This is a genomic window from Streptomyces sp. N35, from assembly GCF_016464295.1.
In the GTDB taxonomy this organism is placed as follows: Bacteria; Actinomycetota; Actinomycetes; order Streptomycetales; family Streptomycetaceae; genus Streptomyces.
The window spans coordinates 51,608-64,225 of record NZ_JAEIMH010000001.1; the positions used below are offsets into that span (position 1 = coordinate 51,608).

Consider the following 12,618-nt stretch of genomic DNA (forward strand, 5'->3'; position numbering starts at 1 on the left):
GCCGGAGGGCGGCCGGCCCCCCCGCGCCTCCGCACCGCCTTCGCGCGTACAACCCCACCTGTCCGTGCGGCGGTCGAGGTTCCCGGCGGTAACGTCTCCACCTGCCTTGACTTCTCCGCCCCCGCACATCTGAATGTGCGTCAGATGTGTGTGCCGGTTGTGTACGGGATGTGCGCAGGGCGGCCGACGCGGACGAAGGGGGCCCCTGATGCCGGTGCGAAGACCTGTGATCCCGCGCCGCCTCGCCGCGGCCACCGTCTTCGGCCTGCTGCTCTCGACGGGTGCGGCGGGAGCGGCCGAATCGCCGAGCCCCGAGGTGTCCGGCGCCCGGAGCGTCACCACCGAACCGACCGTCGAGTGCCGACTCCCCGCCGGTCAGGGGGGCAAGAGCGGCCGGCAGAAGATCACGGTCAGGATCGGCCCCGCCGAGGTCGCCCCCGGCGGCACCGTCCATGTCGAGGTGGACCTCGGCCCGAGCCCCGCGACCAGCCCGCTGGAGCTGGACGACGCGCCCTTCACGGCGGGCATCGAGTTCGCGCTCTCCGGCGGCGCGGACGGCACGGTCACCGTCTTCGGCAAGCGGACCCCCGTCGACGTGCCCCTCGCCCCCGAGCGCATCCAAGTCCCTTCGTACGAAGGTGACTTCATGATGCCGCTGGACGCCCGCGGACCGGTGCGGCTCACACCCACCCGGACCCTCACCGTCACGCACGTGCTCGACCGGGACTTCGAGACCCCTTGCGCCGTACGGTCCGGGGCGGACGCGATCGGCACGGTCGACGTCAAAGGCGAACCCCGCCCCGCCGCCGGCCTCACGGCGGCCGGCCGCTCCGCGTTGCCCCGCGCCGTGGTCGGGGGGGGCGGGACGCGCTGGGCGCCGGGCGCCCCGCCGCGTGCGCTGCTGTGCGGTGAGGACGGTACGGGGTGCAGCCCGGCCAAGTTCGCCCGTACCGCGCTCGAAGTGGCCCCCGACGGGCGGCTCTCCGGAACGGTCACCCTCGCCGGCCGGGACGTGGTGCCGGCCGGCGACCACCGGCTGACGATCTTCGACGGGGCGCGGGAAGCGAGCGTCCCCCTCGGCGTAGGGGACGGGCAGCCGGCCCCTGACGACCCGGGCGAGGACCCGTCCCGGCCGGCGGACTCCTTCCCCGGCGGCACGGGCGGCACGGGTGATTCAGGCGACGGCGATCCGGCAGCCGACCCGTCGTCCCCGGCCTCCCCGGCCTCTCCGGGTACCGACCGCACTCCGTCACCGGGGCACGGGTCCGGCGGCGCTCAGGGGCAGCAGCACCTGGCCACCTACATCACCCCGGGACCGCTGGCGATGTCCCAGTCCGGGAACGCCGTCGACTTCGGACCGCTCGAACTGGGCCGACTATCGGCTGCAACCGCCGCGTTGAACACCATCACGGTCTCGGACGGCCGCGGCCGCAACATCGGCTGGTCCCTGACGGCGACCCTCACGAACCTGACCAACGGCAACGGTGGCACCATCCCGGCCGGCTCGGTCACCTGGTCCCCGTCCTGCACCGCACAGACGGGCAGCGTCGGCCGCCCGGTCGCGGGCACTCCGGGTCCGCTCGGCGCGCAGGCGACGTCCTTGTGCACGATGGGCCACCACATGCGCACCCCGATGACCGGCGGCAAGTTCAAGGCCGACGCCGAACTCTCCCTCACACTCCCGGGCTACGTCCCACCGGGGGAGTACAAGGCAACGCTGCAGCTGACGTTGCTGTGAGCAGTCAGCCCCCGGTTTCGGGAAGGGGCGGGTCGGGGAGAAAAGCCCGCCGCAGGCGCAACGACCCGCACCCCCACCGGCCCGCACTCGACACCGCACTCGACACCGGACCCGGACCCGGACCCGGACCCGACACCGAACCGGCCCTCACCGATTCAGCTCGAACCACACCACCTTCCCGGTGGACAACCGGGTAGCCCCCCAACGGCGGGCCATCCGGTTGACCAGGTAAAGCCCCCGCCCACCCTCATCCGTGGCCCGCGCCTGCCGCAGCCGCGGCAACTGCGGTACGTCGTCCACGACTTCGCACCGCAGCACGTCGGTCCGCAGGAGCCGGAGCGTTATCGGCCGGGACGCATACCGCACCGCATTGGTGACCACCTCGCTCACCAGCAACTCGACCGCATCCGTATGCGATTCGAGCCCCCACCGCTCCAGGGCCCGCCGCGCGAGGCGCCGAGCACGCGAGGGCGCGGAGTCCTCGGGCTCCAGGTACCAGTACGCGACATCGCTGGGCGCGATCCCGTCGAAGCGGGCCGCGAGCAGCGCGATGTCGTCGTCACGGTCACCGGGACCGAGCATGTCGAGCACGTCGTCGCACAGCGCCTCGAGCGGCGGCGAGTGGTCCGAGCCCGTCAACTGGGCGGTCGCGGCAAGGCGTTCCCGCAGCTGCTCGATCCCGGTCCACACATCCCGCAGCCGGGACTCGACGAGCCCGTCCGTGTACAGGAGCAGCGTCGCCCCGGCGGGAGCGTCGAGCTCCACGGCCTCGAAGTCGACCCCGCCGACCCCGATCGGCGCCCCCGCGGGCACCCGGAGCACCTCCGCACGCCCACCGATGTGCAGCAGCACCGGCGGCGGATGCCCCGCGTTGGCGATGGTGATGCGGTGCGCGACCGGGTCGTACACCGCGTACAGGCAGGTCGCCATCCGGTCGGAGCCGAGCCGCTGGGCCTGTTCGTCGAGGTGGTGCAGGACTTCCTGCGGCGGCAGATCGAGCCCCGCGAGCGTCTGCGCAGTCGTGCGCAGCTGCCCCATGATGGCCGCGCTGGTCATCGAGTGACCCATCACGTCGCCGACCACGAGCGCAACCCGGCTGCCCGGCAGGGGAATCGCGTCGTACCAGTCGCCGCCCACCCGGGCCGTCTCGGCGGCCGGCAGATAGCGGCTCGCGAGCTTCACACCCGTCGGCTGCGGCAGCGTCTCCGGCAGCATCGTGCGCTGCAGCTCATCGGCGATATACGCCTCGCGCCCGTACAGGACCGCCTTGTCGATCCCGAGCGCGGTGTGCGTCGCGAGCTGCGCCGCGACCAGCAGATCGTCCCCTTCGAACGCGGCCCGCTCGGGCCGCCGCAGGAACACCGCCGCCCCGATCACCCGCCGGCGCCCCCTGAGCGGGGCGAGGATCACCCGGCGCGCGACCGGCAACGGCCGGTCCTCACCGAGCAGTTCGGTCAGCGCGGCCCGCGAGGTCGCGGACTCCCCGAACACCGGCCGCACCCCGCGCAGCACCTCGGCGAGCGCCCCGCCGGCCTGCACCTCGCACAGTTCGGCGGCCGGTCCCGCGTCCGGCTGCAACTGGAGCACGGGCTGCAGTACGCCGTCGGTTACGGAGTCTTCCGTATCCTCGGGGGAGTCGGGTATCCGGTCGGTGCGGCGCAGCCGCAGCACCACGGGCCCGACGGGACGCTCCTCGCCGACGGGCAGCGGATCGCGCAGATAGACGAGGATCACGTCGGAGAACGTCGGCACGGTGGCCCGGCACAGACCCATCACGATCTCGTCGAGGTCCATGCCCCGGGCGATCCTGCGCGTCGCCGCGCCCACGAACCGCAGCCGGTCGCCCTCGCGGCGCGCCTTGTCGCCACCACCGCGTGCGCCGGGAACGCCACCGGAGTTGCCGGAGTTGCCGTGCGGAGCGTCCTGGTCGGCGGCGCGGCGCGCGGACGACTTGGACCCCCTCTTCGTACGGCCTGAGGACGCACCGGGGGACGTACCGGAGGAGGCGCCGGAGGACGTGCCGGCACCCGCACCCGGGCCTGTGCCCGAGGACGTGTCCGACTGGGACCCGGGCCGCGCTCCGGGGCGCGCCTCCGAGGGCGCCTGCCCCTCCGGGACCTGCGCGTGCTCGGCCCCCGACGGCTCGCCCTGAGCGGGTAATGCCATGGCCGCAGGGGTGTCCGGGGAATGCAGCACCGCCCCGCGAGGTTCCGCGGGGCCGGTCGCTCCGGCGGCCTTCGCGTGGCCGCCGTCGTGGGAGGTGGGGTGCTCCGTCACGCGTGTCGAATCCGTCCGTCCGGGGCGCCGCGTCCGGCCCCGCCGATCGAGCCGCGCGCGTGCCCTATGTCCACGTCCCTGCCGAATCTCAGTGACACTCCGTCAAGTGGTGCGCAAGCCCTGTGAGTTCCTACTTCCGGAGGACGATCCTACGTTTGCTCCCTGGGGGCGCATCAAGGGTCTCATGTGGACACACGCGCGGGCGTACGATCCCAGTCCTCGGGCAGAACCGGTCTGCGCCAGGCCGGATCCGGCCGCCACCGAGGCCAGCCGTCGCAGAACGGGGAACCCCAGGCCCGTACGACCTCGATGGCCGCACGCCCCGCCTCACGCACCGCGCGTGCCTGCCCCGCGTCCATCAGACCGGCCCGCTGGGCCTCGGCGAACTCGTCCTCGTCCCGCCAGTGCCAGCTGTGATCGGGCTGTACGGAGATGTCGAGGAAATGGTCCTCGGAGTCGACGCCGCCCGACCAACGGGCCAGCGGCTCCTCGAGGTTGACGTAGAAGTTCTTGAACCGCCAGCCCTGTTCCCAGAACAGCCAGACCGACCAGGGCGCCCCCGGACGCGCGAGCTTGAGGACCCCGGCGCCGTGCCACCGGTCGCGCACCACGGCGCGCGGCTTCGTGTAGCGGGTGGCCAGCGGCTCGTGGTGCACGGGCGTCCCGTCGGCGAGCACCGGCCGTACGCATTCGGTCCCGGGCGCCATCCACACGGCGAGCAGGTCGGCGGTGTCGGTCACGACCGTCACGGGACGGCAGATGTGGATCTGATCGCCGCCGTTCTCGCGGTAGCGCCACAGAATGTGGCTCCCGGGCGCCCAGCGCTCCACTCCGTCTGCGGTCCTGCCGTGCTCGTTCATGACCAGATATTAGGTGGCGGGATCAGCGCGGAGGCGTCATGGGCGTGTCATACGGAGCACATCCAGCGCCTCGTCCAGTTGCGCCTCCGTCAGCAACCCCTGCTCGACATACCCGGATTCGTGCACTACCTCCCGGATCGTCTTCCGCTCGGCGAGCGACTTCTTCGCCACCTTCGCCGCCTCCTCGTACCCGATGTACTTGTTGAGCGGCGTGACGACCGACGGCGAGGACTCGGCGTACTCCCGCGCCCGCTCGGCGTTGGCGGTGATCCCGTCGACGGTGCGGTCGGCGAGCAGCCGGGAGGCGTTGGCGAGCAGCCGTACCGACTCCAGGACGTTCTTGGCGAGCACCGGCAGCATCACATTGAGCTCGAAGTTCCCGGCGGCGCCCGCCACCGAGACCGTCACGTCATTGCCCTGCACCTGGGCCGCGACCATCAGGACGGCCTCGGGGATCACGGGGTTGACCTTGCCCGGCATGATCGACGAACCCGGCTGCAGATCCGGCAGGTTGATCTCCGCGAGCCCGGTACGCGGGCCCGAGGCCATCCAGCGCAGATCGTTCGCGATCTTGGTGAGGCCGACCGCGATGGTCTTCAGCTGACCGGAGGTCTCGACCAGACCGTCCCGCGCGCCCTGCGCCTCGAAGTGATCGCGCGCCTCGGTCAGCGGAAGCCCGGTCGCGTCGGCGACCTCGGCGATCACCGCGGCCGAGAAGCCCACGGGCGTGTTGATGCCCGTGCCGACCGCGGTACCGCCGAGCGGCAGCTCCGCGAGCCGGGGGAGCGAGGCCTTCAACCGCTCGACGCCGTAACGGACTTGGGCCGCGTACCCGCCGAACTCCTGGCCCAGGGTCACCGGTGTGGCGTCCATCAGATGCGTACGCCCGGACTTCACGACCTCGGCGAATTCCCCGGCCTTGCGCTCCAGGGAGGCGGCCAGGTGTTCCAGGGCGGGCATCAGGTCCCGCGTCACCGCCTCGGTCGCGGCGATGTGGATCGAGGACGGGAAGACGTCGTTGGACGACTGTGAGGCGTTCACGTGGTCGTTGGGGTGCACGTCACGGCCGAGGCGCTCGGTCGCCAGGGTCGCGATGACCTCGTTGGTGTTCATGTTGGACGAGGTGCCGGAGCCGGTCTGGAAGACGTCCACGGGGAAGTGCTCGTCCCAGCGCCCGTCCGCGACCTCGGCCGCGGCGGACTCGATGGCCTCCGCGATGTCCTTGTCGACGACGCCGAGCGAGGCGTTCACCTTGGCCGCCGCGCCCTTGATCTGCGCGAGCGCACGGATGTGGGCGCGCTCGATGCGCTGTCCGGAGACCGGGAAGTTCTCCACCGCGCGCTGCGTCTGCGCGCGCCACTTGGCGTATGCGGGGACCCGCACCTCACCCATGGAGTCGTGCTCGATCCGGTACTCGTCCGCGTCGTGCGCCATCGCCCTGCCTTCCGGTCGTCTCTGTAACCGAGAGCATCGCCCGGGTACCCCCTATTCCCGCAGCGGCCCTCTATGACGAGCCATGATCTGTCCTCCGCCTTATGTTCGAGACATGATCGGAATACTCTCCGTAGTCGTCGGAGCACTCCTTGCGACTGCGTTCACTCCACAGGGCCCATCCGGCCCCGCCGCTCAGGCCCCCGCGGCCCCCGCCGTCTACGCCCCCGACGCCTCCGACGCCGCCATCCGCGCGTACTGGACCGCGGACCGTATGCGGGAGGCCTCCCGCCACGCCCCCGGCGGCGACCGCCCCGACGGCGTCCCCTGGACCCTCGGCGCCGAGCCCGTCCGCAACGTCGGCAAGCTCTTCCTGACGATCCGGCCCAAGGAGGAGGGCGGCCCCGACCGCGACGCCTCCTGCACCGCGGCCGTCGTGAAATCCGCCAACCGCAGCGTGATCGCCACGGCCGCGCACTGTGTGCACCTCAAGGCCGCGGGCGGCTGGATGAAGCGGATGCTCTTCGTGCCCGCGTACGACAAGGGCGCGAAGCCGCACGGCAGTTACGTGGCGAAGTCCGGCGGGATCGACGGCGACTGGCAGACGGCCGAGGACCACGAGGTGGACTTCGCGTTCCTGTTCCTCGGGCCCGACGAGCAGGGCCGCCGCGTCGAGGAGGTCACCGGCGCCCGGCGCGCGGTCTTCGAGCCGGTCGCGGGCGAGAAGACGGCGCTCGGCTACCCCGTCGACAAGCCGTACGACGGCGAGTCCCTGCAGTACTGCTCGGGCCCCACCACGGCCCTCACCGACGAGCGCCTCAAGGGCGGCGAACAGCTCTCCCCGTGCCGCCTGACCCACGGCGCCAGCGGCGGCCCCTGGTACGCCCGCACCCCCGAGGGCGAGGACGTACAAGTCGCGGTCACCAGCTCCCGCCCCAAGGAGCCGGCCTTCGAGAACTCGGCCTGGGGCGCGGTGTTCACCGCGAAGGCCCGGGCGCTGTTCGAGGACGTCAGCCGCGCCGGCGTTTGAGGCGATCCGAACGAAGTCCGGAGGCGGGGGCCGGGGGCGAAGCCCCGGCCCCCCGGCCCGCCTAATTGGCGGACACGATCACCGTGAACAGGAAGAACAACCCGATCAGCAACCGCCAGGACAGGAGCGTCGGCAGCAGATTGTCCCGCCATTCAAGGGCCCGGATCTTGGTCTCCGTACCCAGAATGATGGCGTTGGCGAAGATGCCCATGATCACCACGTACTGGGCGATCGCGAAGAACTCCATATAGCTGAGCGAGGTGTCGCCGACGATCTCCCGGATCTGCGTCTGGTCGACCACCACCACGAGCAGCAGCGACACCGCGAACGAGATCGCCGTCCACGTCGAGAAGCCGAACCGCGGATTGCGCCGGTCGTCCTTCGTGTACACGAAGAGCGCCAGGAACATGATCGCGGCGATGAACAGCGACTGGAGCAGCTTGCCGGTCATCGGTCCCGCGTAACTGCGCGCGACCCCGATGTTGAAGTACATGTCCGGCGCCTTGACGTTGGGCCCCGAGAAGGGCCGTACGCCATAGGTCATCGAGTACTCGTGCTCCTGATAGCTGTACGCCGTGTAGTACGGGCTCCACCCCTCGGAAACGATCGACTGGTCGAGGCCGAGACGGTCGTACTTCCAGGGCGGGTACGAGGAGAAGTCCGGCACGATCATCTCGGGCTCGAAGGCGCTGACCGTCCACATCCTGAGCCAGATGTTCTGCTTGTCCAGCGGGTACTTGCCGTAGCTGAACTTCTGCCGCAGGGTCAGGTTGAAGTGCCAGCCGCGCACCTGCTGCCCGTTCGGCAGGTCCACCTTGTAGACCTCGTCCATCGAGTAGCCGTCGGGCGCCTCGGGGAAGGTCACCGCGCGGCTGGTCTCCGGGATGTCCTTGGTGTAGCGCTGCCACACATAGCCGTTGACCTCGACCTCCTGCGGACCCGTGAACTTCGCGCCCTGGATGAACAGTCCGGTCGGGATCAGCTTCAGACCGCTCATCACCTTCGGACCGAAGTACTGCCCGAGCACCCGCTTCGTGTCCGCGTCCGACTGCACGGCGGTGCCGACGATCGTGTTGATGTTCTTGTCGTTGTTGACGACCTGCCAGATCGTCACCGTGCCCACGATGAAGACCGCGGTGGCGGCGAGCGACATCAGCACACAGCGCTTGGTGGTGAGCAGGAACGGCCGAAGGAGCGCCGCCGCGAGGCTGAGGGCGAACAGGACGGCGCAGATCAGCACCGGCGCCCAGTTGTCGCGCTGGGTGTGGCCCGCGTCCACGTCCTCGCCGAAGTACCGGATCGCGGTGATGACCGTGGCGATCGCGGTCAGAGCGAGCAGCACCCAGTTGGCCCGCTCCAGGCGGTACGGCCAGATTCCGGTGGCGGGGGTCTCGGGCTCCTCCTCGTCGTCCCCGCCACTGCCGCTGTCCCCGTCGCCCCCGCCGCCCTTGCCGTCCCCGCCCGGGCCGTCGGCGCGCCGGCGCGCCTCCTCCTCCATGCCCGCCGTCGCCTGGGCCGTGGCCGCCGCGGCCGCGGCAGCCGTGGCGGCGGACGGTGTGGGCTCCGTACCGGGCGTCATTGATTCCGCTCCCGGCGCCGGGGGATCGATGCCCGGGTCCGGTCCGCCGGGTGAGGGGGTGGGGTCCTCGATGCTCATCTCAGACCACCGTCATCGGCCGCTGCCGCTGCCGGGACCCTGGGCAGGCGTCGCCGTGGAGGTCGGCACCGGAGGCGGCGTGAACTTGAACTCGGGGATGTCGAACGGCAGCACCTGCGCGACCACACCGAACGCGATGTTGACGAAGACATCGGCGGCGAGGAACGACATGTGCATCATCGAGAAGCCCGCGTGGATCGCGAGCCCCGCCAGGTCGCCGCGCTGACCGGCCTCCCTGATCGCCCTGTTCTCGGCCTTGAGCGCCTGGATCGTCCCTTCCAGGACGCGGTACGCCTTGGCCCGGTCGGATCCCGGAGGCCCGCCCGCGAAGCCGCCGAGCAGGTTGTCGAGGCTCGCGTTGGCCTTCAGCTCGGCCGCGGCGAGGATCTTCGGGTCCTTCTCGCCGGCGAGCACCGTACCGGCGAAGTCCGCGACATCACCCGAGCCGTTGCCGAACTTTCCGATGGTCTTCCAGGTGGCCGCGAGCTTCTTGCGCTTGCCCGCCATGTCGTACGCGGGATCGAACTCCGGCCCGGTGGGGCTGGGCTTCGGCTCGCCGCTCGCGTTGGGCTGCGCGGATGTGCTGGGCTTCGGCTTGAGCCACGCGAACGGGTCACCGGACGGCGACGGTGGCATGAACCACGGGTTGGCGGCCGGGCTCGGGGTGGCGGCGGGAGCGGCCGGCGGGGGAGTGGTCAGCGACGGCAGCGGCGGGAGCTGCGGCGGCTCCTGGCCCGACCCCGTACTGGCCGGTGAGGGGTCCTTGGGCGCGGCGGACACGGCCGAGCCGAGTGCGAGCGTTCCGCACAGAGCGGCGGACAGTGCGACGGTCAGGAACTGCTTCCGGTGCATGGGGCGGGGTCCTTCCGTACGGGCACGGGGCGCCCGATGATCACGGTGGTTCCCACCCTTGGATACGCAGTCACCCTCCGCAATCGGAAGAGTGCGGAGGGTGACCTGTTCGTGTCCGTCCGGGTGATCAGCCCTGGGCGGCCGCCCGCACCGGAATGTTCAGGATCGTCGGCGGTCCGGCCGGCTCCTGGAAGAAGTCATGCCCCTTGTCGTCCACCACGATGAACGCCGGGAAGTCCTCGACCTCGATCTTCCATACGGCTTCCATGCCGAGCTCCTCGTACTCGACGACCTCGACCTTCTTGATGCAGTCCTGCGCCAGACGTGCGGCCGGACCGCCGATCGAGCCGAGGTAGAAGCCGCCGTGGGCGTCGCACGCGTCGGTGACCTGCTTGGACCGGTTGCCCTTGGCGAGCATCACCTTGGAGCCGCCCGCGGCCTGGAACTGCTCCACGTAGGAGTCCATACGCCCGGCCGTGGTCGGCCCGAACGAACCGGAGGCGTAGCCCTCGGGCGTCTTGGCCGGACCGGCGTAGTACACCGGGTGGTCCTTGAGGTACTGCGGCATCTCCTCGCCCGCGTCGAGCCGCTCCTTGATCTTGGCGTGCGCGATGTCGCGCGCCACGACCAGCGGGCCGGTCAGCGAGAGCCGGGTCTTGACCGGGTACTTGGTGAGCTCGGCGAGGATCTCGTCCATCGGCTGGTTGAGGTCGATCTTGACGACGTCGCCCTCTTCGAGGTGCTCATCCGTCGTGTCCGGCAGGAAGCGCGCCGGGTCCTTCTCCAGCTCCTCCAGGAACACGCCCTCGGCCGTGATCTTCGCCTGCGCCTGGCGGTCCGCCGAGCAGGACACCGCGATCGCGACCGGGCAGGACGCGCCGTGCCGCGGCAGGCGCACCACGCGTACGTCGTGGCAGAAGTACTTGCCGCCGAACTGGGCGCCGATCCCGAGCTTCTGCGTCAGCTCGAAGACCTTCTCCTCCAGGTCCTTGTCCCGGAATCCGTGCCCCAACTCCGAGCCCTCGGAGGGCAGTTCGTCCAGGTAGTGCGCGGAGGCGTACTTGGCGGTCTTCAGGGCGTGCTCGGCGCTCGTGCCGCCGACGACGATCGCCAGGTGGTACGGCGGGCAGGCGGCCGTGCCGAGCGAGCGGATCTTCTCCTCGAGGAACTTCATCATGGAGGACTCGTTCAGGACGGCCTTCGTCTCCTGGTAGAGGAAGGACTTGTTGGCCGAGCCGCCGCCCTTGGCCATGAAGAGGAACTTGTACGCGCCGCCGTCGGTCGCATAGAGCTCGATCTGCGCCGGGAGGTTGGAGCCGGTGTTCTTCTCCTCCCACATGGTGACCGGGGCCATCTGCGAGTAGCGCAGGTTCAGGTTCTGGTACGCGTCGTAGATGCCGCGCGACAGGGCCGCCTCGTCACCGCCCTCGGTCAGCACGTTCTGGCCGCGCTTGCCCATGACGATCGCCGTGCCGGTGTCCTGGCACATGGGCAGCACGCCGGCGGCCGCGATGTTGGCGTTCTTGAGCAGGTCGAGCGCGACGAACTTGTCGTTGCCGCTCGCCTCGGGGTCGTCGATGATCCGGCGCAGCTGGGCGAGGTGCGCGGGCCGCAGGTAGTGCTGGATGTCGTGGATCGCCTCTTCGGCGAGCTTGCGCAGCGCCTCCGGCTCGACCTTGAGGAAGGTCCGGCCGTCCGGCCCCTCGACGGTCGAGACACCCTCCGAGGTCACCAGGCGGTACGGGGTGGTGTCCTCACCGGTGGGCAGCAGATCGGTGTACGCGAACTCCGGCATCCTGGGCCATTCCTCTACTTCGGCAGTCAGCGCTTGACGTCCTGTTGGCAAGCACCCTTAAGGGTAGGACCCGGGACCGCCCCTGAACTTGTGAGGTAAGGCTCAGTTGGCGGGTTCACGGGGTAGTCGCGATCTATCGCGTTTCGTATGCTGCTGTGTGTGGACCTCGAAAAGCACCCCAAGCCGAAGCCGGACCTCACCGAGCCGGCCGTCGCCGACGCCCCGCCCGCACCCGTGGGCCTGCGCGCCTCGGACGCGGACCGCGACCGTACCGCCGAGATCCTCGCGGCCGCGCTCGCCGAGGGCCGGCTCACCGCGGAGGAGCACTCCGAGCGGATCGACGGGGTGTATCAGGCCAAGACCGTGGCCGAGCTGGAGCCGTATGTCGCGGACCTGCCCGGCGCGCATCAGTCGCGCCCCGCCGCCCCCGTCGGCGACCAGCCGACCCCGGGCGCCGTGCCCACCACCGCCGACGAGAACCTCGTCGCGGTCTTCAGCTCCACCACCCGCAAGGGCCGCTGGCGCGTGGGCCGCAGGACCCATGCTTACGCGGTCTTCGGCAACGTCGAGATCGACCTCACCGAGGCGATCTTCGAGTACCGGCAGGTGGTCATCAAGGCCGTCTCCGTCTTCGGCAACGTGGAGGTCCGCGTACCGGAGAACGTCTCGCTGCGCGGCAGCGGCAGCGGCGTCTTCGGCAACTTCGAGGTCGAGGCCCTGGACGCCGGCGACTCCGACGCCCCCGTGGTCTTCGTCGACGGCTATGCGGTGCTCGGCAACATCGAGGCCAGGCCCAAGCGCGGCAAGTTCATCGAGGACCTGCACAAGTACGTGGGGCGCTCGGTGGCCCGGCATGTGCGCAAGCACCTCAACTGACGTCTCGCTGACCGGAAACCGACGTCTCCCTGACCGGACGGCATCGGAACTCAGTGCATAGGCCCGCGCACAGCGGGTAGGGCTGCTGCATCGTCACTCGCT

Annotated in this window: 9 protein-coding genes; 3 read left to right on the forward strand and 6 right to left on the reverse strand. The window is 70.6% G+C overall.

The window, feature by feature from the left end; translation table 11 throughout:
* Positions 1–208: 208 nt before the first annotated feature.
* Positions 209–1,738 carry a hypothetical protein gene (locus JAO81_RS00250; RefSeq protein ID WP_199545645.1) on the forward strand — a complete coding sequence of 510 codons (1,530 nt, stop codon included), beginning with the start codon at positions 209–211 and terminating at the stop codon, positions 1,736–1,738.
* 147 nt (positions 1,739–1,885) lie between these two features.
* On the opposite strand, the gene JAO81_RS00255 is transcribed toward JAO81_RS00250, so the two are convergent.
* The 3 genes from JAO81_RS00255 to JAO81_RS00265 all read right to left on the reverse strand — a co-directional run bounded on the left by JAO81_RS00255 (position 1,886) and on the right by JAO81_RS00265 (position 6,309).
* On the reverse strand, positions 1,886–4,015 hold the full coding sequence (locus tag JAO81_RS00255; RefSeq protein ID WP_199545646.1) for an ATP-binding SpoIIE family protein phosphatase: 2,130 nt from the start codon (positions 4,013–4,015) through the stop codon (positions 1,886–1,888).
* A 182-nt stretch (positions 4,016–4,197) separates the two neighbouring features.
* Entirely contained in the window at positions 4,198–4,875 is a 678-nt protein-coding gene (locus tag JAO81_RS00260; protein WP_199545647.1) for a DUF402 domain-containing protein, read from the reverse strand.
* A 36-nt stretch (positions 4,876–4,911) separates the two neighbouring features.
* The gene (locus JAO81_RS00265; protein WP_199545648.1) at positions 4,912–6,309 is read right to left on the reverse strand and encodes an aspartate ammonia-lyase; all 1,398 of its coding nucleotides are present in this window, start codon (positions 6,307–6,309) and stop codon (positions 4,912–4,914) included.
* A gap of 112 nt (positions 6,310–6,421) precedes the next feature.
* Here JAO81_RS00265 and JAO81_RS00270 point away from each other — a divergent pair, with 112 nt between their 5' ends.
* Positions 6,422–7,336: a serine protease gene (locus tag JAO81_RS00270; protein WP_199545649.1), complete on the forward strand. Its 915-nt coding sequence runs from the start codon at positions 6,422–6,424 to the stop codon at positions 7,334–7,336.
* Positions 7,337–7,397: 61 nt separating this feature from the next.
* Here the strand turns inward: JAO81_RS00270 and JAO81_RS00275 are convergent, their stop codons facing one another.
* The 3 genes from JAO81_RS00275 to JAO81_RS00285 form a co-directional block, all read right to left on the reverse strand.
* Positions 7,398–8,993 carry a hypothetical protein gene (locus JAO81_RS00275; RefSeq protein ID WP_199545650.1) on the reverse strand — a complete coding sequence of 532 codons (1,596 nt, stop codon included), beginning with the start codon at positions 8,991–8,993 and terminating at the stop codon, positions 7,398–7,400.
* 12 nt (positions 8,994–9,005) lie between these two features.
* The gene (locus tag JAO81_RS00280) at positions 9,006–9,845 is read right to left on the reverse strand and encodes a hypothetical protein (RefSeq protein ID WP_199545651.1); all 840 of its coding nucleotides are present in this window, start codon (positions 9,843–9,845) and stop codon (positions 9,006–9,008) included.
* A 127-nt stretch (positions 9,846–9,972) separates the two neighbouring features.
* On the reverse strand, positions 9,973–11,640 hold the full coding sequence (locus JAO81_RS00285) for a fumarate hydratase (RefSeq protein ID WP_199545652.1): 1,668 nt from the start codon (positions 11,638–11,640) through the stop codon (positions 9,973–9,975).
* 159 nt (positions 11,641–11,799) lie between these two features.
* On the opposite strand from JAO81_RS00285, the gene JAO81_RS00290 reads away from it, so the two are divergent.
* Positions 11,800–12,516, forward strand: a complete 717-nt coding sequence (locus JAO81_RS00290) for a DUF1707 domain-containing protein (protein WP_307813083.1) — start codon at positions 11,800–11,802, stop codon at positions 12,514–12,516.
* Positions 12,517–12,618: the final 102 nt, after the last annotated feature.

What these genes read in the sequence shown, in the direction of transcription:
- JAO81_RS00250 (WP_199545645.1), top strand. Translation starts at nt 209, where the DNA reads ATGCCGGTGCGAAGACCTGTGATCCCGCGCCGCCTCGCCGCGGCCACC.
- JAO81_RS00260 (WP_199545647.1), bottom strand. Translation starts at nt 4,875, where the DNA reads ATGAACGAGCACGGCAGGACCGCAGACGGAGTGGAGCGCTGGGCGCCC.
- JAO81_RS00265 (WP_199545648.1), bottom strand. Translation starts at nt 6,309, where the DNA reads ATGGCGCACGACGCGGACGAGTACCGGATCGAGCACGACTCCATGGGT.
- JAO81_RS00270 (WP_199545649.1), top strand. Translation starts at nt 6,422, where the DNA reads ATGATCGGAATACTCTCCGTAGTCGTCGGAGCACTCCTTGCGACTGCG.
- JAO81_RS00275 (WP_199545650.1), bottom strand. Translation starts at nt 8,993, where the DNA reads ATGAGCATCGAGGACCCCACCCCCTCACCCGGCGGACCGGACCCGGGC.
- JAO81_RS00280 (WP_199545651.1), bottom strand. Translation starts at nt 9,845, where the DNA reads ATGCACCGGAAGCAGTTCCTGACCGTCGCACTGTCCGCCGCTCTGTGC.
- JAO81_RS00285 (WP_199545652.1), bottom strand. Translation starts at nt 11,640, where the DNA reads ATGCCGGAGTTCGCGTACACCGATCTGCTGCCCACCGGTGAGGACACC.